This is a genomic window from Vibrio sp. UCD-FRSSP16_30, from assembly GCF_001676025.1.
In the GTDB taxonomy this organism is placed as follows: domain Bacteria; phylum Pseudomonadota; class Gammaproteobacteria; order Enterobacterales; family Vibrionaceae; genus Vibrio.
This window is the reverse complement of the sequence record NZ_LZFW01000001.1, coordinates 98,857-117,987: the sequence shown is the minus strand read 5'-3', so window position 1 is coordinate 117,987 and position 19,131 is coordinate 98,857. Positions and strand designations below refer to the sequence as shown.

The 19,131-nt window shown below is 42.7% G+C and carries 22 protein-coding genes; 4 read left to right on the top strand and 18 right to left on the bottom strand.

Going from position 1 to position 19,131, the window contains the following annotated elements; translation table 11 throughout:
• Window positions 1-41: 41 nt before the first annotated feature.
• Window positions 42-728: a TVP38/TMEM64 family protein gene (locus A9260_RS00555; protein ID WP_068695131.1), complete on the top strand. Its 687-nt coding sequence runs from the start codon at window positions 42-44 to the stop codon at window positions 726-728.
• Window positions 729-814: 86 nt separating this feature from the next.
• Window positions 815-1,141 (top strand): hypothetical protein, encoded by a 327-nt coding sequence (locus tag A9260_RS00550; RefSeq protein ID WP_068695129.1) that lies wholly within the window; start codon window positions 815-817, stop codon window positions 1,139-1,141.
• 41 nt (window positions 1,142-1,182) lie between these two features.
• On the opposite strand, the gene A9260_RS00545 is transcribed toward A9260_RS00550, so the two are convergent.
• The 10 genes from A9260_RS00545 to htpX form a co-directional block, all read right to left on the bottom strand.
• A complete protein-coding gene (locus A9260_RS00545) occupies window positions 1,183-1,995 on the bottom strand; it encodes an alpha/beta fold hydrolase (RefSeq protein ID WP_068695127.1) in 813 nt (270 codons plus the stop codon).
• A gap of 106 nt (window positions 1,996-2,101) precedes the next feature.
• Window positions 2,102-2,638 carry a DUF3833 domain-containing protein gene (locus A9260_RS00540; RefSeq protein WP_068695125.1) on the bottom strand — a complete coding sequence of 179 codons (537 nt, stop codon included), beginning with the start codon at window positions 2,636-2,638 and terminating at the stop codon, window positions 2,102-2,104.
• Between the two features lies 1 nt (window position 2,639).
• Window positions 2,640-3,164 (bottom strand): hypothetical protein, encoded by a 525-nt coding sequence (locus A9260_RS00535; protein WP_156683987.1) that lies wholly within the window; start codon window positions 3,162-3,164, stop codon window positions 2,640-2,642.
• A gap of 34 nt (window positions 3,165-3,198) precedes the next feature.
• Window positions 3,199-3,732, bottom strand: coding sequence for a DUF2878 domain-containing protein (locus A9260_RS00530; RefSeq protein WP_231892616.1), 534 nt, complete (start codon window positions 3,730-3,732; stop codon window positions 3,199-3,201).
• A 7-nt stretch (window positions 3,733-3,739) separates the two neighbouring features.
• Window positions 3,740-5,008, bottom strand: coding sequence for an SAM-dependent methyltransferase (locus tag A9260_RS00525; RefSeq protein ID WP_068695482.1), 1,269 nt, complete (start codon window positions 5,006-5,008; stop codon window positions 3,740-3,742).
• A gap of 53 nt (window positions 5,009-5,061) precedes the next feature.
• Complete coding sequence (locus A9260_RS00520) at window positions 5,062-5,781, bottom strand: DUF1365 domain-containing protein (RefSeq protein WP_068695480.1); 720 nt, start codon at window positions 5,779-5,781, stop codon at window positions 5,062-5,064.
• 97 nt (window positions 5,782-5,878) lie between these two features.
• Entirely contained in the window at window positions 5,879-7,156 is a 1,278-nt protein-coding gene (locus A9260_RS00515; RefSeq protein ID WP_068695119.1) for an NAD(P)/FAD-dependent oxidoreductase, read from the bottom strand.
• A gap of 5 nt (window positions 7,157-7,161) precedes the next feature.
• The gene (locus A9260_RS00510) at window positions 7,162-7,887 is read right to left on the bottom strand and encodes an SDR family NAD(P)-dependent oxidoreductase (protein WP_068695117.1); all 726 of its coding nucleotides are present in this window, start codon (window positions 7,885-7,887) and stop codon (window positions 7,162-7,164) included.
• Window positions 7,884-8,306 (bottom strand): nuclear transport factor 2 family protein, encoded by a 423-nt coding sequence (locus A9260_RS00505; protein WP_068695115.1) that lies wholly within the window; start codon window positions 8,304-8,306, stop codon window positions 7,884-7,886. The genes A9260_RS00510 and A9260_RS00505 overlap by 4 nt, the downstream gene beginning before the upstream one ends.
• A gap of 155 nt (window positions 8,307-8,461) precedes the next feature.
• Window positions 8,462-9,337: a protease HtpX gene (gene htpX, locus A9260_RS00500; RefSeq protein WP_068695113.1), complete on the bottom strand. Its 876-nt coding sequence runs from the start codon at window positions 9,335-9,337 to the stop codon at window positions 8,462-8,464.
• A gap of 334 nt (window positions 9,338-9,671) precedes the next feature.
• Here htpX and A9260_RS16980 point away from each other — a divergent pair, with 334 nt between their 5' ends.
• On the top strand, window positions 9,672-9,833 hold the full coding sequence (locus A9260_RS16980; protein ID WP_197485298.1) for a hypothetical protein: 162 nt from the start codon (window positions 9,672-9,674) through the stop codon (window positions 9,831-9,833).
• 115 nt (window positions 9,834-9,948) lie between these two features.
• On the opposite strand, the gene bioD is transcribed toward A9260_RS16980, so the two are convergent.
• From bioD to bioB, 4 genes are read right to left on the bottom strand one after another with little or no spacing between them, the layout of a single operon-like run.
• Window positions 9,949-10,626 carry a dethiobiotin synthase gene (gene bioD / locus A9260_RS00495; protein WP_068695111.1) on the bottom strand — a complete coding sequence of 226 codons (678 nt, stop codon included), beginning with the start codon at window positions 10,624-10,626 and terminating at the stop codon, window positions 9,949-9,951.
• Window positions 10,623-11,414 carry a malonyl-ACP O-methyltransferase BioC gene (gene bioC / locus A9260_RS00490; protein WP_068695478.1) on the bottom strand — a complete coding sequence of 264 codons (792 nt, stop codon included), beginning with the start codon at window positions 11,412-11,414 and terminating at the stop codon, window positions 10,623-10,625. The genes bioD and bioC overlap by 4 nt, the downstream gene beginning before the upstream one ends.
• 8 nt (window positions 11,415-11,422) lie before the next feature.
• Window positions 11,423-12,592 (bottom strand): 8-amino-7-oxononanoate synthase, encoded by a 1,170-nt coding sequence (gene bioF, locus A9260_RS00485; protein ID WP_068695109.1) that lies wholly within the window; start codon window positions 12,590-12,592, stop codon window positions 11,423-11,425.
• Window positions 12,579-13,631 (bottom strand): biotin synthase BioB, encoded by a 1,053-nt coding sequence (gene bioB / locus A9260_RS00480; protein ID WP_068695107.1) that lies wholly within the window; start codon window positions 13,629-13,631, stop codon window positions 12,579-12,581. The genes bioF and bioB overlap by 14 nt, the downstream gene beginning before the upstream one ends.
• Before the next feature lie 120 nt (window positions 13,632-13,751).
• On the opposite strand from bioB, the gene bioA reads away from it, so the two are divergent.
• Complete coding sequence (bioA, locus tag A9260_RS00475) at window positions 13,752-15,032, top strand: adenosylmethionine--8-amino-7-oxononanoate transaminase (protein ID WP_068695105.1); 1,281 nt, start codon at window positions 13,752-13,754, stop codon at window positions 15,030-15,032.
• Between the two features lie 85 nt (window positions 15,033-15,117).
• Here the strand turns inward: bioA and A9260_RS00470 are convergent, their stop codons facing one another.
• The 4 genes from A9260_RS00470 to lolA form a co-directional block, all read right to left on the bottom strand.
• Window positions 15,118-15,570: a hypothetical protein gene (locus tag A9260_RS00470; RefSeq protein WP_068695103.1), complete on the bottom strand. Its 453-nt coding sequence runs from the start codon at window positions 15,568-15,570 to the stop codon at window positions 15,118-15,120.
• 150 nt (window positions 15,571-15,720) lie between these two features.
• On the bottom strand, window positions 15,721-17,028 hold the full coding sequence (gene serS / locus A9260_RS00465) for a serine--tRNA ligase (RefSeq protein ID WP_068695101.1): 1,308 nt from the start codon (window positions 17,026-17,028) through the stop codon (window positions 15,721-15,723).
• Between the two features lie 84 nt (window positions 17,029-17,112).
• Complete coding sequence (locus tag A9260_RS00460) at window positions 17,113-18,459, bottom strand: replication-associated recombination protein A (RefSeq protein ID WP_068695099.1); 1,347 nt, start codon at window positions 18,457-18,459, stop codon at window positions 17,113-17,115.
• Window positions 18,460-18,499: 40 nt separating this feature from the next.
• Window positions 18,500-19,102, bottom strand: coding sequence for an outer membrane lipoprotein chaperone LolA (gene lolA, locus A9260_RS00455; RefSeq protein WP_068695476.1), 603 nt, complete (start codon window positions 19,100-19,102; stop codon window positions 18,500-18,502).
• Window positions 19,103-19,131: the final 29 nt, after the last annotated feature.

The window sequence follows — 19,131 nt, the reverse complement described above, 5'->3', positions numbered from 1 at the left end:
CTCGTGTCTCTATATTTAACCAGAATGTAAAAGGCACACTTATGAATAAGAAATTAATTATTGGGCTGATTTTAATCGCCGTTATTGTTGGGCTAGGTATGAATTTTGGACAATACCTGACTCTAGAAAACGCAAAAGCTCAGCAACTAGCCCTTAATGCTCATATTGACCAGCATTTATTCACCTCTGCGCTAATTTATTTTGTTGGTTACATTATTGTCACTGCCTTTTCTATTCCTGGTGCGGCAGTTGTAACACTATTAGGCGCGGCCCTATTTGGCTTCTGGACAAGCTTACTGCTGGTCTCCTTTGCAAGTACCATAGGTGCAACTCTGGCCTTCTTGAGTAGTCGTTACCTTCTTCGTGACTGGGTACAAACAAAGTTTGGCTCAAAGCTAACAACCATCAATAAAGGCGTAGAAAAAGACGGTGCCTTTTATCTATTCACCTTACGTCTAATCCCCGTCTTCCCATTCTTCTTAATTAACCTATTGATGGGACTCACCCCTATCTCTATCGCCAAGTTTTATCTATTTAGTCAATTAGGCATGTTAGCAGGTACCATGGTTTACCTTAATGCAGGTACGCAACTGGCCGAGATAGACAGCTTATCGGGTATTGTATCCCCTACTGTGCTGGCATCATTTGCCTTACTTGGTTTATTCCCATTTATCGCAAAATGGATAATGGCTAAGATTCGCCCAAATAATGATTCAAGCCCGGCCTAGATAGGTTCCAAGTATCATTGATCATTGATCATTGATCATTGGTGATTGATGATTGATGATTGATATAACAATAGAGAAGGATATTAATGAAGTTGTTCGTCGCACAAAACCCACCACAGGCTCATATTTTATGTGAGCTGTTGATCAGCCATAATATTCAAGTGGAAGTTCGAGGTGAAGGCATGTTCGGTCTGCAAGGCGAATTACCGATGGATGATTCGAGCCTTCCTTACCTTTGGTTAGTTGACCTGCATAAACATCAACAAGCCAGTGTCATCATTGCGGAATTTGAAAATAGCCACAATGATTCACCAAGATGGCGATGTGAAGGGTGCGAGGAAATTAATGAAGGTCAGTTTGCACTGTGCTGGCAATGTGGCAGCAGCGCACCAGATGACGCGGCTGTTATTTAATTATATTGTTATTGTTATTGTCATTGTTTAATTAGATGTCACTACTTACTTTGAGACTGGATAAAAGCAATCGACTGTTGATTAAATTCATGCGGACGTTCGACATTACAGACATGCCCACAGTCTTCAATTTCAACTAACTGACTATTTTTATGCACTGAAACCATTTCTTTAACTGGCTTAATGAACATATAGTCTTTATCACCCATTAAATACAGCGTCGGAATAGCCAGTTCTTTATCTTTAAAGTAACGCATGATCGGATTGACATCTGCGGCTAATTTAAACCAACGTTTAAACTCTTTTTGACACAATTTTCTAGCTTCACGAATAAACATCAAACGAGATTCAACCTGTCCTTTCTGCGGCATCACAATCCAAGCAAATAGGCTATACAGCCACATATATGGCATGATGTTTTTACACAAATTACCCAGTTTGACTAAAATTTGAGATCGAGTATTAAAGCGAGTGACTGCACCGCCCAATACCATAGATTTTACGCGATCACCGGCCATTTCTGCCAGAGTACGCACAATAATGGTTCCCAAAGACATTCCCACAAAATGCGCTGATTTTATTTTAAGGTGATCGAGCACATGTAAAATATCATTTGTGACTGATTCAAATGTATAACGCTTACTTATAATGTCTTTAAACAGTGTATTAGACTTGCCATGCCCACGAAGGTCCACCAGCAGCACATTAAAATGCTCTCGATAAGCTTTAATTTGTTTAAACCAGATCGATGAACTTCCCCCTGCACCATGCACAAAAACAACCCACTCCTGAGAACTTGAGTGGCGGAAGGCTTTATGAAATAGAATAGGTTTAGATTCAATAATAGTGGTCATTAATTACACAAAATAAACTAACAATGCAAAGATACTACCATAAATGAAGGTAAGTCCCTTTGACCTACCCTAAGATTTTGTAACAAACAGTGAGATATAACACAAGTTACGGGTTCTTTTGGAAAAATAAGGTTAATGTTCCAAATTCGATTCCTAGCTTTCGTATAGACGTAAGATTAAATACATGCCTTTCATCTTGTCGATACAACCAGTCATCAAAGGCAACTAATACTGTTGACTCCCCTCTAGGTAATTCAAAATCATAAGTCCAATGCAGCGCATTACCAACTTCCACGCCTGTCGCTATGCCGTCAATATCATCAGCCTGACCTTGATAATGACCATCTGGTAAACGTTTTATCACCCAAGTGCGAGTCGAGTGTTCACCATTTTCAAAAGAAAACGCTTCATGCAATGTTAAGGTATCTTGTTTAACACTGCCTTGTAGTTCAACTTGAAAACGCCTTGTCTGTTTACCGCTTCTATCTTGCACCATACCCCAAGCTACAACTGAACCGTCAAAATAACCAAATAGATCAAACGCAGGGCCTTGATCTTTATAATCACCCACTTCAGCACTGCAACCTATGACAGTAATCCAACAGACAACAGTCACCAACGCCACTCTCAACAACTTAATCATTTTAATTCATCCCTAATAATTGTAAGCGGTGCTTTGGGTATTCTGTTTGCGGGGATAACCAAATCGCTAAAAAGGCATCATTGAGCGCTTCATCAATGACTTCACCTCGAAGCTCTGACGAGCCGTCATTTCGAATATAGAAAAATGAGCCTAACTGCCCATCAGTGACATACACCAACTGTTCACCCAGTGCCACATCAGGATAGATCCCTTCAAGTCGGTCTAACCAAGCTAAGGATTGTTCTTTTGCATAACCTAAGTTGCGCCATTGCTTACCGGTTTCTTTGATGAGGTGTTTTTTGGATATGTCTCTTTCATAGGTAATTGATAGAGCCACTGGATGCGGCGATAAATCACGACCAAGGGTATAGCGCCCTTGTGGCGCACGAAGCTCCGACGTATAAATATCAAAAAACAACACATCTAAATCAGCACGGCCAATTAAAGGCCATTGTTTCCAATCTTCAGTTGTTGTCTCATGACCAGTGAGTTCTTGAGCTTGTGTTGGACTGGGCGTGCTCATCATGCAGATAATGGTGGTGACGCACGCCAATAAGGTTTTAGGTAGGATCCGTCTCATGATGCTTTACTCCATTTTGTCGCGCTTGCAATGCGTTAAGGGAGAAAATAATCAGTGCAAAAACCAATGCCCATTCAATCATTAAAATGATGGCGGTTAATCCGTTAGCATAAGGCCAGTGCACCGCACCAAAACTCATACCTGCGTAGTAACTGCCCGCCGCTCCCAACGCGCCTACCATACATACGAGAGACAATGGAAAATGGGTCAAAATAGATTTCATTTGATAGGCATACCAAACAAAACTTACCCACAATAAGGCTAACCAACCAGGAATGCCCGCATCAGGAAATTCGAACAAGCCGACAAAGCTGTGCATGAGATCAAGGCTTACCCCCACTAACACCACCATTGCCAACCAACTCAGTGGCATATGTTGTTTTTTATAAGAAAAAGCAATGCTCGCCAGCACGCAAATAAACAATAGTAATACCGTACTATCTCTACCTATCACCGCTAGAAACCATAAGCACTGAAACCATAATGACTTAACCAGTAAGCTCTTGTTCATCATGTTGCTCCTATATCGAATTTCTAAAGGTTAAATGGACGGTACTAATGCGTTTAGCCAAAAATCCACCTTCGCAATAGCATAGGTAATAACGCCACATACGCATAAAGCGCTGATCATAGCCAAAACTTGCTAACTCAGGCTCTGCTTGATTAAAGCGATGTAGCCACGCTTTTAGCGTGCGAGCATAATCACTGCCAATGTCATGCAAGTCTTGCAGAACTAAATCACTGTGCTCAGTAGTTTGTTGTAAAAGATGGGTAACGGAAGGTAAGAATCCGCCGGGGAAAATGTATTTTTGTATGAAGTCGACGCCTTTGCTGTAAGAGTCGAAACGTTGGTCTGCAATGGTAATGCTTTGGATCGCCATCAAAGCACCCGGCTTTAGAAGCTGTTGGCATTTTTTGATATAAGAAGGCAGAAATTCTTTACCGACCGCTTCTATCATTTCAATTGAAACCAACTTGTCATACTGCCCTTGTAAATCTCGATAATCTTGTTTAAGCAGGGTTATTTTATCTAATAGCCCTGCCTGTTCGACTTTTTGCTGAGCATAAGCAAATTGCTCCTCAGAAATCGTAGTAGTGGTCACGCGGCAACCATAGGTTTGCGCCATATAAATAGCCATGCCGCCCCAGCCCGTACCAATCTCAATCACATGATCATCTGCTGTTAGCTGTAGTTGCTGGCACAATCTGTCCATTTTGTTCACTTGCGCTTGTTCTAAACTGTCGCTGGCGTGATGAAAAATTGCGCTCGAATACAACATGTTACGATCTAAAAATTGTTGGTATAAATCATTGCCCAAGTCGTAATGCGCTTGAATGTTTTTCTTAGAATTCGCCACTGTATTACGATTTAACCAATGATCTATCTTATGTAAGGCGCTAGTGAATAAGCTTTGTTTATTGTTCATCGCATCTAGAGCATTAAGGTTTAATGCCATCAATGTCATCACTGAGGTTAGGTCGCTACTGTCCCACCAGCCATCCATATACGCTTCCGCTACGGCAATGCTTCCGCCTTTTATCATTCGCGAGTAAAAATCAGGGTGATAAACATTGATACTGCTATGAATAGAGGAAAAAGACGGACCAAAATGGTTTACGCTGCTATATGAATCAAACTTATCTGAGCCAAACTTATGCGAATCAAACTGCTCCGTAATCACTAACTCACCATGTTGCAGCTTTTGTAAATGCTTAAAAATAATGGCTCTCGCAGAGCGCTGTATCGGTGAAAATTCCTTTTCAATAGTCAAAGTTTGAGTCTGATACATAGTCATAAATCTCCTGCATTATTACGCTATTTTGCAGCACTATTTGTGGTGTGCTATTTATGTTTTGCTGGATGAGGGTAAAGGGGTACTTTTTTGAGCCACAATTTTAAAGCGTGCCAATAAATACCCATGACTACTTTTACTGTCATTAGTGGCGTAAAGATCAATTGTTTGAGTAAGTTTTTACTATTAAAAGGCTGTGCTTGCATCGATAAGGTCGCATCAAACTCCTTTTGCTCTCGATGACACTCTAAATGCACCATCAAACGGTGAGTTAATGGCTTTAATTTCCATACATATTGCTGATTGATAGGATTAAAAGGCGAAACGTGAAAGGCTTTTTTATGTGTCCAATTTTCGCCATTTTGACCTTGATTGGCATCAATGGCGTAGTAGTGACGTTCATTCCATGGCGTATTGCTGACCTCCGCTAATAACATTTGCCACTGCTGATTTTCATCATAAATATAATAAAAATTAACCGGGCTAAAATAGAGCCCTAAATAGCGAAGGTGTACCACAGCAATAACCTTTCCACTGTAACGCTTACCTGTAAGCTCAAACACTTTATCTTGCGCCGCTTTTTTAAGGCAGCCTTCACCGACATAATCCTTGCGAGAAAAGCGCGCCCAGTGCCACCATTTATCACCAAAACCCCATACTGATTGTTTTAATTCGCTAAGTTCATCTAAATCGATGCTTGGCATAAATAAAGGCGAATTAATACGATGAGTCACAGGAGAAAAACGTCTATGCCTGACCTCGCCGACCATTATCGAACTGGTTATTATCGAATTGGTTATTGCTGGTGTTGACGTTGAGTTTTCCACTATTGAGTCAGCCATAATAAAACTCCTGATATTGAACAACTCATGCCGCGCCTTTTTCTTCTGATACCAGCGTTTTAATCGCCTTAACCACATTGAGTGCGCTCACCACGCCATCTTCATGAAAGCCATTTCGCCAGTACGCGCCGCAAAACCAAGTATTATTTAGCCCTTGCAGTTCGTCACTTCGCTGTTGTGCGGCAATGGAATCACGAGTAAACACAGGGTGATGGTAGATAAAGCTTTTCAGGACTTTTTGTGGATTGATATTGGGGCTGTTATTGAGAGACACACAAAAGGTATGCTCAGATTCAATGTGCTGTAAGATGTTCATATCGTAAGTCAGAGTCGGTAAACACTGCTCTTGGTCATCGCCTCCTTGCAAATAATAATTCCACGAAGCCCACGCTTTATGTCGTTTGGGAAGGAACGACGTATCTGTATGCAACACAACCTCATTGGCTTGATAATGCATTACGCCTAAGATGTCTTGCTCTAAAGGTGTTTGCTGCTCATCCAAAATCGCTAATGCCTGATTACTGTGACAAGCAAAAATAACCTGATCAAAAGACTGCCACACACCTTGCACATACAAGCGAACACCTACGGCTGTACGCTGAATTTTTTCTACCGGTGAATTGAGATGGATTTTATCGGAGAAGCCTCGACACAGCGGTTCGATATACGCTCGTGAGCCACCTTGAACAACATACCATTGCGGTCTGTTTTTAATGTCTAACAAGCCATGATTTAAAAAGAAGCGTAAGAAGAACGACAAAGGAAAAGCGCGCATATCGGCCAAAGTTGAAGACCAAATTGCCGCGCCCATTGGCAAGATGTAATTTTCACTAAAATAATCACTAAACTGATGCTTATGTAAAAATGAACCTAATGTTTTATCATCAAGTGAGTCATCATCAGCGTGTGCTTTTGCCAATTTATTAAATCGCAGGATCTCTAAGATAAACAGATAAAACTTAGGGTTCAGCCAATTGCGCTTTTGCGCAAATAAGTTTGAAATTCCATGCCCATTGTATTCCAAACCATTGCCATCATTACGCACGCTAAAGCTCATTTGCGTTGGATTACCTTTAACCCCAATCTCTTCCATCATCTGTATGAAGTTAGGGTAAGTTCTATCGTTGTAAACAATAAAGCCGGTATCAACGGTGTAAGGTTTGCCATCAACATTAACGTCAACAGTTGCGGTATGACCTCCAATATAGCTGTTGGCTTCAAATAAAGTGACATCGTGCTGTTTGTGCAAGTGATACCCGCACGTTAATCCTGAAATTCCAGTTCCAATAATGGCTATCTTCATGGTGATCAATCCTTAATCAGTTTTTTAGCCAGCACATGCTGAATTGAGTATGGCAAACTGCCAATAAACCTCAATATCCAAGTAAAACGCTTAGGGAAATATATGTGGGATTTTCCTCGGCTGATGCCGTCTTTAATTGCTTTGGCGGCGCTTTCTACATCAACCATCATCGGCATAGGAAAATCATTTTTGTCGGTAAGTGGTGTTTTGACGAAACCGGGGAATACCGTCGTTACTTTGATCCCTTTACTGGATAAATCCAGCGCAAGGGTTCGTGCTAAGTAACTGACCGCAGCTTTTGATGCGCCATACGCTTCTGCTCTCGGTAGCGCCATTTCGCTGGCTATGGAGCCGACTATCACCAAATGGTGACCAGAAACAAAATGAGATTGAGCGGCTTCAATGGTATTGGCAAGCCCAATCACATTGGTGGAAAAGACTCTTTCAAGTAACTGCGCGTTGATAACACCGTCATCGATATACTCACAATCTCCGGCATTAAATACCCAAGTATTAGGTACAGGATCGAGCTGCTGCAACGCCTGTGTACAAGACTGACGATCGGTAATATCAAATTGCAGTGGGATGATATTTGAGTACAACATACCAAGTTGTTGCAGCTTTTGCTGATTGCGCCCACACGCATACACAACGGTTCCTGCTTGGGCATAATCTTTCGCTAATTGCTGACCAATACCAGAGGTGGCGCCTGTAATAAGAATCGGTTTCATGATTGCCCCAAACGTTTTTTGATGGCTTTAATCAACGAACCTAGAACAGGGAGTTGTTCATATAACATCTCACCCATATCAAAATAGTCTCGATGATGAATGATTTTTCCTTCAAAAAATTCTATGTGGCTAATTCCTCTAACCGCCACTTCTTTGCCCCCTTTGAGCTTGGGGTGACGCAGACGCATAATCCAAATAATAAATCCGACTTCACCTGCTTGATGAGTACTTTGAATATCAAAACGACAAGCCGCCACATTCCTATACAGTTGCTCAAAATAATCAGACAATGCTTGCCAGCCATTTAACTGATGGGCTGCATCTTCAAAAACCACATCTGGATGATAAATCTGTTTAAGACTATCGAGTGTATTCTTATTAAGTCTTTGATAGACATCGGCAACAGTATCGACATTCATAATCCAATTCCTTGTAGGGCGTGTTCGGCATCCTTGCCATTTTAAGGTAGCGTATTTATTTACTTATCTTGTACTTACGTGGCAAATAAAAAAAAGATCAAAAAAAAAGCTTGGCGATTGCACCAAGCTTTTGAGATTGCATTGAGAAAGACGGATTAGAAGTGCTCGGTATTTCTTAGCGCTTCAATACGTTTATCTAGTGGTGGGTGAGACATTAATAGCTCTGTCAATGATTGCTTGCCGTTAATACCAAACGCCATCATTGAACCTTCTAGTTGTGGTTCGTGGCTCGTTTTAAGACGCTCAAGCGCGGCAATCATTTTGTGCTTGCCTACCAGTTGCGCCGCTCCTGCATCAGCATGAAATTCACGCTTACGGCTGTACCACATAGTGATGAAGCTAGCTAAGAATCCAAACACCAATTCCAACACCATAGAAATACCAAAGTACACCATCATGTTAGAACCGCCCTCACCTTCATCATTGTTGTTATTCGCAACGATGTTAGCAATAAAGCGAGATAGGAAAATAACGAAGGTGTTCACCACGCCTTGCATTAAGGTCATGGTAATCATGTCACCATTAGCAATGTGGCTCACTTCGTGCGCTAGCACCGCCTCTGCTTCATCTTGGGTCATGTTGTTGAGTAAACCGGTTGATACTGCAACTAATGAGTCATCGCGTTTTGCACCTGTGGCGAATGCATTGATATCTGCAGAGTCATACACCGCGACCGTAGGCATGCCAATTCCAGCTTGCTGAGCTTGACGAGTCACCGTTTCTATTAGCCAATGCTCTGTTTGGTTGCGAGGGCTTTCAATTACTTGAGCGCCGACAGAACGAAGTGCCATACCCTTTGACATCATCAGAGAGATAATTGAGCCACCAAAGCCAAAGACTGCTGCCAACACAAGCAAACCTGAAAGACTACCGGATTGAATACCGGTAAAGGCATATACAAGGTTTAACACCACACTCAATACGGCAATAACAGCAAGGTTAGTCAGTAAAAATAACGCTACGCGCTTCATTCATGTTCTCCAAAGTAAGAAGCTAAATCTATGTCATTATAGGTTTCGGTAATAAGAGTAGACCCATAAAAATCCAATATGTTCACTCTCAATCCATTCGATCAGTAATGACCAAACAAACACCATCAATCCCGAATCTGTATTATGACATTGTATACACGAGGACTCATTGCGAAAACTCTCTCACGGTAACAAATTGCTACAATATAGTTGGGCGTGGTCACAATTAACGCAATTTTTATAGAAGTAACTTGCTTAAAATCAATGAATAAGTCTAAATTACAACCAATAATCGCTAACTTATTTAACCTTGCATTAACAAAAGGAGTTCGTTATGGGTGAAAATACTAATCATGAGATGGCACTGGATATACTGCGTTGCCACCTTGGTATGAGCAAAGAAGAGGCTCTTGAAGAGCTAGGTTTAGGCAACTTCGAGACAGTTGAACAGCAAGTACTCAATGCTCAAGCTAAAAAGGCAAGTGATATCCAATAGGGATAGCCTCTAGACAAATTTTGTTTAAATCTTTGTATTTAAACAACAAAATGCCCACTTCATAGTGGGCATTTTATTTTAAACGTTCATGATACTCATCGCGATAAATAACCGATTATAAAATCGCATCTAAGTGAATGTGATCGCTTAACTCTTGTTTCTTAACACTACGCATATAAGGGATCTCACCAATTTTTGGGGCGCCCATTCTTGCCTCTAAGAAGGTAATGATCTCTTTATAGTGCTCTTCACATGGGTTAACGCGGTTGGCTACCCAACCAATCACATTTAAGCCATCATTTCTGATGGTTTCTGCGGTCAGTATTGCATGATTTAAACAGCCTAACTTAACGCCAACGACCAAGATCACCGGTAATTTTTCTTCAGCGACCCATTGTGAAAGGTAACGCTCTGAAGATATCGGCACGCGCCATCCACCAGCGCCTTCAACCAACACGATATCGGCATTGGTTTGATGTTGATGAAGCTTGGTCGATAATAGTTTTGTATCAACTTCGGTTTCATCAATGTTTGCGGCAATATGCGGAGAAGCCGGAGTCATCAATGAGCAAGGATTTACGTCTTGATAAGGAAGTTCAATACTGGCTGCCGCTTGTAAATATAATGCATCAGAATTAGTTAAGCCCTGCTCTGTCGGTTCGCAACCTGCGGCAACAGGTTTATAACCAATCGTTGATAGACCTTTAGCATTGAAAGCTTGTAATAGCGCTCTTGATACAACGGTTTTTCCTACATCGGTGTCCGTTCCAGCAATGAAAAATGTCTTCTTCATTTGTTAATTCGCCCTAGGCACACTCTATAAGTTGCCGGTAATCTGAGATGGTGTTGAAAAAGGTCTTGGTATGCCTGCTCAACTTTAAGCAAGGTGCTTTTCTTGGTCAGACCTTGAGAGCGTCCACCAATTTGAGTTGCGCCAATGCCTTTAAGATCTTTCATTAGGTCAAAAGCACTGTCATACCAATACGTCATGAGCTTGTAGTCTAAGTGATAGCTTTGACTGCCTGCTTGAGCCAACGCAATATTTACCTGATTTTGCTCAATGAACTGTTTCACATGTTGATATTGATCAACCGCAGACCAAGCTTTGCGCAGCTCAAATAACGAGCCATCTACTAAGGTAGAAAATAGCGCGCTGCCCGTTGGCTTAATGACTCGAAGCAACTCTGATAATGGGACGCTTAAATCAACACACCACTGCAAAGCTAAACTTGAAACCGCAACATCAAACTCTTCATCGGCAAATGGCAGTGATTCAGCATCACCAATACAATAAGTGGCTTTATCTGCACAGCGTAGTCGCGCCTGATCTAACATTTTCTCGGATAAATCCAAAGCAACCACACTCGCGCCGCGCAAAATCAGTTGCTCCGTAAAGTAGCCAGTGCCACAACCCACATCCAAAATGCGATAACCGCTTAAACAAAGTGGCAGATCGCTCAGTAAAGTATCAACCACATCTCGCTGAAACTGAGCATGCTTATCATAGTGCCCCGCCGCGCGGCCAAACGCATCGGCTATCGCCAGTTTGTGCGCAGTGACATCCACCTTTGACTTCATCATCGCTAAACTCACAATGCGTCCTCACTGACTGTCTTTAACTCGAACTGCTCTATGCTTTGCGCCAATGCATCTATTTGTTGATATTGATGTTTAGCTGACAGCGTAATGCGAATCCTAGCTTTGCCTTTAGCTACCGTAGGCGGTCTGATTGCCGTTGCCCAAATTCCTTGCTGGCGTAAATGGCTAGCAAGTTGCATAGCTCGTTGTGAACTGCCGGCTAAATAAGGCTTGATTGGGGTCTGTGTTTCAATAAAGCCAGGCAGATGAGAGATGGATTGATGATAGTGCTGTTGCAAACTGTCTAGATGGTCTCGACGCCATTGCTGAGTACGGATAAGTTCAATAGATTTGCTCACAGCGACCGCTTGCGCAGCAGGCATGGCAGTCGAATACACAAAATGACGCGCGTATTGACGCAAATAGTCTGCGGTGACGTCATCACATAAAATCGCCGCCCCTTGGACGCCAATGGCTTTACCAAAGGTCACGATTAATAGTTGAGGATGAATATTTTCAGCAGCGCAACTGCCACGTCCCTCATCACCAAGTACACCAATACCATGCGCATCATCGACCATCAGCCATGATCCACTCTGTTGACATAAAGCGTTAATCTCATTGATTGGGGCCGTATCACCATCCATGCTAAATACGCCTTCAGTAACCACTAAACTGGGGCCAGTTTTATGCAATAAGCGCTGTAGTCTTTGGGTATCATTATGCGCGAAGCGCTGCATTTTGGCAGGGCTTAACATACCCGCTTCCATCAATGAGGCATGATTGAGCTTGTCTTGTAGCAGGTTGTCGTCTTTTTGTAGCAGAGTAAATAACGCCGCTTGATTGGCGCTAAAACCAGAGTTAAACAATACCGCTTGCTCATAGCCTAACCAATCACACAACGTCTGCTGTAATTGTTGATGAGCAATACTATGCCCTGTCACCATCGGTGATGAAGCACTGCCAACCCCATATTCATTGATCGCGCTCGCCCAGCTTTGCTTTAGTGCTTCATCATCGGCAAGCCCTAAATAATCATTGCTAGAGAAGTTAATGAATGATTGCTGATTAAGGAGGATGGTGTCGGTATTTCCGGCGATAGTTGGGGTAATAGTTCGAGTTAAGCCTTGCTGCTTACGAGTAGACAAGGCTTGTTTAATTCGAGACTCAAACAGTGGCATCGTAAAAGATGTCATCTTTGGTTGGTCTTGCTGCAACGCGCTCATTCACCTCTTCAAGCAGTTCCATCTCTTGAATTTCATCTGGCTTTTGACTGGTTGCAACAGTATTGATACCCAGCTTTTTAAATAACTGCATATCACTGTCTTCATCCGGATTTGGCGTAGTCAGTAGCTTACATCCATAAAAGATAGAGTTTGCACCGGCCATAAAACATAGCGCCTGCATTTGCTCATTCATGCTTTCTCTACCCGCAGAAAGACGCACGGCAGATTCAGGCATGATAATGCGCGCAATGGCGATTAATTTAATAAACTCAAATGGATCAACATCTTCGACATCTTGCAAAGGCGTGCCTTTGACTTTAACCAGCATGTTGATAGGCACACTTTCAGGTTGTACAGGAAGATTAGCTAACTCAACCAATAAACCAGCTCTGTCTGCGGAACCTTCACCTAAGCCAATGATGCCACCTGAACAAATTTTCATTCCCGCATCACGCACATGAGACAAGGTATCTAAACGGTCTTGATAGGTACGAGTAGTAATGATGTTGCCGTAGTACTCAGGAGAAGTGTCTAAGTTATGGTTGTAGTAATCAAGGCCAGCTGTTGAAAGCTCCGATGCTTGATCGGGGGTCAACATACCAAGTGTCATGCAGGTTTCTAAACCCAGTGACTTAACGCCTTTGATCATATCCGTCAAAAGAGGCATATCTCGCGCTTTAGGGTTTTTCCAAGCCGCGCCCATACAAAAACGAGTCGAACCTGAGCTCTTGGCTTTTTCCGCCGCTTCTAATACGCGCTCCACTTCCATCAAACGCTCTTTATCCACATCAGTGCGATAGTGAGCACTTTGCGGACAATACTTACAGTCCTCAGGACAAGCGCCTGTCTTAATAGAAAGAAGCGTACTTACCTGAACATAATTATGCTGCTGATGCTGACGATGAACGGTCTGTGCTTGATAAAGCAAGTCCATAAAAGGGAGATTGAGTAATTGCTGGACCTCTTGAACTGTCCAATCATGACGAACTTCCACGCTGTTATCCTTTTTAACGGTCTGATGCTTGGCTAGTCTAACCCGAAGGGATACACTGTCAACAAAACAAAGTTAACTTTGTTTACTAGTGATTATAAATTAAACAATTTGAGCTCATTTATGGATTTAAGCTTTGATAAGAACCACCTTTGGCACCCGTATACCTCAACCATCTCGCCTCTTACTTGTTACCCTGTTACTAGTGCTTCGGGGGTAAAATTAACCTTAGAAGATGGCTCGATGTTAATCGATGGTATGTCTTCTTGGTGGTCTGCAATTCATGGTTATTGCCACCCGCAACTTAATCAAGCCGCCCACCAGCAAATTGATCGAATGTCGCATGTGATGTTTGGCGGAATCACTCATGAACCAGCTATTGAGCTTGGCAAAAAGCTGCTCGATTTAGCGCCCAATAATCTTGAGCACATTTTTTTAGCCGATTCGGGTTCCGTTGCGGTGGAAGTAAGCTTGAAAATGGCGTTGCAATATTGGCATTCGTTAGGTGAAACTCGCCCTAAGTTTCTGACCCTACGTCACGGTTATCATGGCGACACTTTTGCGGCGATGTCTGTCACCGATCCTGATAATTCAATGCATTCTTTATATAAAGGTTTTTTACCTGAGCATATTTTTGTCGATTCACCACAATGCGGTTTCTTTGACCCTTGGGATGAGCGCGACATTCAACCTATGCGCGACACACTGGCTGTGCATCACCAAGATATAGCCGGCATTATTTTAGAACCGATAGTGCAAGGCGCAGGCGGGATGCGCCTTTATCATCCGACCTATTTAAAGCGAGTGCGTGAGCTTTGCGATCAATATGGGATATTGCTGATTGCTGACGAGATTGCCACGGGATTTGGTCGTACGGGAAAAATGTTTGCCGTTGAACACGCTGCCATTGAGCCTGATATTTTATGTGTTGGGAAAGCCTTAACTGGCGGATATATGACATTATCTGCCACCTTAACTACGCCCAAAGTTGCCAATACCGTTTGCAGCAGTGAAGCGGGATGCTTTATGCATGGACCCACCTTTATGGGCAATCCATTGGCTTGCGCTGTGGCCTGCGCCAGCTTAACGATTTTACAAAGTGGTGCATGGCAACAGCAAGTTAAGAGCATAGAATCTCAGTTATCCCAAGGCTTAGCGACACTGCGAGATTATCCGTTAGTCAAAGATGTTCGAGTGTTAGGCGCTATTGGCGTGGTCGAAACCACTCACCCAGTCAATATGGAAAAGATACAAGCTCACTTTGTCGAGCAAGGCGTGTGGATCCGCCCTTTTGGCAAGCTGATTTACATCATGCCCCCCTTCATTATTGAAAAAGAGTCGCTACAACAACTGATTTTTGCCATAGAAAGCGCCCTACAAAATGAAGCGTTATTTATACGCTAGCTATCTCATTGGGTATTGGGTATTGGGTATTGGAGCAAGTGTCACTTCCAATACCCTTTCCTAATCTTACGCTATGAGATGAGCGTTAATCATCGCCCAAGGCGACGTAAATTTTACCGACTATCGCTTCAGCAATCATAATGGCAAATACCACACCAAAGAACGCCACGATACCGTTATAAGGTCCGCTAAACGAAACGGCGTCACCAAACACAAGATCAATTGCGCCTAACATGACAAATTTAGAGCCTACCAAAATAATGTAAGTACTAATTCCGCGATAGACTTTAGGGGCGGTGCCCGGTTTTGATTTGAAGTAGTTAGCCAGCTTATGCTCTAAACCAATGGATAGTTTGAGTAACAACTGCAATAAAATCGCCGCGCCAAGTGACACGATAAATGATGAAATATGGACGTAATGCCAAAATTCATCCAATAAGTTTAAAACCGTCAAATCCACTAAAATCGCCAGTGTATAACCAACGAATAATTTTTGTGGGGTACTAAAATACTCTAAGCCTTTCTTCTTCTCATCCATAAGAACCTCATTTAAGTTAAATCTACATTTAAAACAATGAATTAAACATAGCAGTAAATGATTAATGGGGCTGAATAAAAGCGACTTATTAGGTTATTTTTGACATAAAAAAGGCCAGCTAGATAGCTGACCTTTGTTTATTCTACACAATTAACCAATATGGGTTAATCCGCCCATCAATGGTTGTAGTACCGCAGGGATCTCAATGCGACCGTCTGCTTGTTGGTAGTTTTCTAAAATTGCGACCATAGTACGACCAACAGCCAAACCTGAACCATTTAGAGTATGTAATAGTTCTGGTTTTTTCTCGCCTTTACGACGGAAACGCGCTTGCATGCGACGAGCTTGGAAATCACCAGTTGTTGAACAAGATGAAATCTCACGGTACGTTTCTTGAGCTGGAACCCAGACTTCAAGATCGTAAGTCTTACGAGCGCCAAAGCCCATATCACCAGTACACAGAACCACTTTACGGTAAGGAAGCTCTAACAACTGTAGAACTTTCTCAGCGTGTCCTGTTAGTTCTTCCAATGCTGCCATTGAATCTTCAGGACGAGTGATTTGTACTAATTCAACTTTGTCGAACTGGTGCATACGAATCAGACCACGAGTGTCACGACCGTAAGAGCCTGCTTCAGAGCGGAAACACGGAGTGTGAGCCGTCATCTTGATTGGCAAATCAGCTTCATCAACAATAGTGTCGCGAACCATATTAGTAACAGGAACTTCAGCTGTTGGAATCAAAGACAGTTTACGTGGCTCTTCATCGTTTACTTTTTCTGTTAGTGGTTCGGTATGGAATAGATCTTCACCAAACTTAGGTAATTGACCTGTACCAAAAAGGCTATCTGAATTAACAAGGTATGGCACATACATTTCTGTATAACCGTGTTCTTCAGTGTGTAGGTTAAGCATGAATTGAGCAATTGCACGGTGAAGACGAGCAAACTGTCCCTTCATTACGATAAAGCGTGCACCCGTGATTTTAGTAGCACTAGCAAAATCTAAACCGCCAGCCAACTCACCAAGATCAACGTGATCTTTTACTTCAAAGTCGTATTGTTTTGGCGTACCCCAACGAGAAACTTCAACGTTGTCGTTTTCGTCTCTGCCACTTGGTACAGACTCATCAGGTAGGTTTGGTACTGATAAAGTAATGTCTTCTAGCTGAGCTTGAACTTCTGTTAGTTCAATTTTCTTCGCATCTAGATCAGAGCCTAGAGTACCAATTTGCTTTTTGATTTCTTCAGCACCTTCTTTATCACCCGCAGCCATTTTTTGGCCAATTTGCTTGGAGATAGAGTTACGTGTGGATTGCAAGTTTTCGACATCAACTTGAATAGCTTTACGCTTTTCTTCCAATTGGCGAATAGTCTCAACGTCTAACGTGAAGCCACGACGAGCTAGTTTTGCTGCTGTTTCGTCCAGCTCAGTACGAAATAATTTAGAATCTAGCATTGCTAATCCTGCTTGTAATTAACGATAACTCTCAAGGAGCTAAACATGGGAAAATTTTAATCGAACAAAGATATCTAAAAACCACTACTTTTTGTAGCGCTTTTGTCGGCTTTTTTCATCTAATGAATGAAGATAGTTCAGCTTTTCAGCAATTTTGCCTTCTAAGCCGCGGTTTTCAGGAAAATAGTAACGAGTATCACTTAGCTCTGGGGGGAAATAACATTCCCCTGCGGCGTACGCTCCCGGTTCATCGTGGGCATATCGATACCCTTCCCCATAACCAAGATCTTGCATCAATTTTGTTGGCGCGTTGCGCAGATGAGAAGGAACTTCTAACTCTGAAGTCTCATCTGCATCTTGCAAAGCTTGCTTCCATGCTTTGTAAACGGCATTACTTTTGGGTGCGCAGGCTAAATAGACGACGGCTTGAGCCAAGGCGCGCTCACCTTCCGCAGGACCTATGCGGGTAAAGCAATCCCAAGCACTGATCGCTACTTGCATCGCTCGCGGATCGGCATTGCCAATGTCTTCTGAGGCAATAGCCAGTAATCGACGCGCAATGTATAAAGGATCGCAACCCGCTTTAATCATGCGAGCACTCCAATACAGCGCCCCATCAGGGTTAGAACCACGAATGGATTTGTGCACCGCCGAAATAAGGTCATACCAAATATCACCCTTATTATCAAAACGGGCCACTTTAGAGCCGACAACTTGAGCTAATAGCTCAAGGTCTATCTGCTTAACCTTATTTTTTTCTGGTGCCATATCAAACAGCAATTCCAGATAGTTCAGCGCCATCCGCGCATCACCACTGACAAGCTCAGCTAAGCGCTTATCACTTTCATCGATAAATTCAGCTTGCAGTTGACCAAGACCACGCTCTTTATCATTGAGTGCTTGCGCAATAACCAGCTCAATATCTTGAGTGGTTAACGAGCGTAATTTGTATACACGCGCTCTGGATAACAAAGCGTTGTTTAATTCAAAAGAAGGGTTTTCGGTGGTTGCGCCGATAAAAGTAATCGTGCCATCTTCGATATGAGGTAAAAAGGCATCTTGCTGGCTTTTATTAAAGCGATGTACCTCATCGACAAACAGCAAAGTACGCATACCTGCCATTTTATTTTCGCGGGCTTTTTCTATCGCCGCGCGAATGTCTTTTACGCCAGAGGTGACCGCAGAGACGCGCTCTACTCTGGCATCGGCATAACTTGCGGCGACTTCGGCCAATGTAGTTTTCCCCGTCCCCGGAGGTCCCCAAAGGATCATAGAGTGCAGTTGGCCTGCTTGTAGCGCTCGATAGAGAGGTTTTTCAGCACTTAGGATATGTTGCTGACCGATATACTCTTCTAGCGTTCTAGGACGCATACGCGCGGCCAATGGGCGAAAGTCATCGCCCGAGGAAAAATCAAACTGCATATTACTCATGATTGCCGCTTACGTTCTATTGCGTACATTATTTTGTTGCTTAATTACGCTGATCGTCAACTTCGACCCCATTAGGGATACTAAAGACAAATCGACTTTTTGGTGACACTTCAGAGCGATAGTGATTAAAAGTAAATTTGCTGCGTTGACCATCTTGCTCAATCACATTAAAGCCAGAAATCTCACCCGCTTTATCAATATCCAGTTGGAATTGACCTTGAGTTGAGGTTTTGTCTGTCGGAGTTAAGGTAAAGCGATCGCCCTTTTGCTCAACATTGTACTTGTCCCAATCACTGGCTTTATTACGAGTCAATAAAACAAAAGGCGTTTGCTCAGTGGCCTGCTCTTGTTTATAAATACTCACCTGCTCAATAAACGGGCTGTAGTACCACAAGGTTTTGCCATCAGAAACCAACAGGTTTTCATCTGGAGTATTGGTTGACCAACGGAACATGCTCGGTCTAGCAATTTCGACCGTACCCGTTCCTTGCATCACCACATCATTGTCTGGGCTAATCACTGTTTGATCAAACTGCGCGGTAAAACCATCTGTTTTATCAAGACGTTGAACAAGTTGTTGCTGAGGATTAGCAAAAGCCACACCTGAAGCAAAAACCAAAACACTGACTAAAAGTTTTTTCATATAAACGTTATCTCTAAATGTAGGGCCTA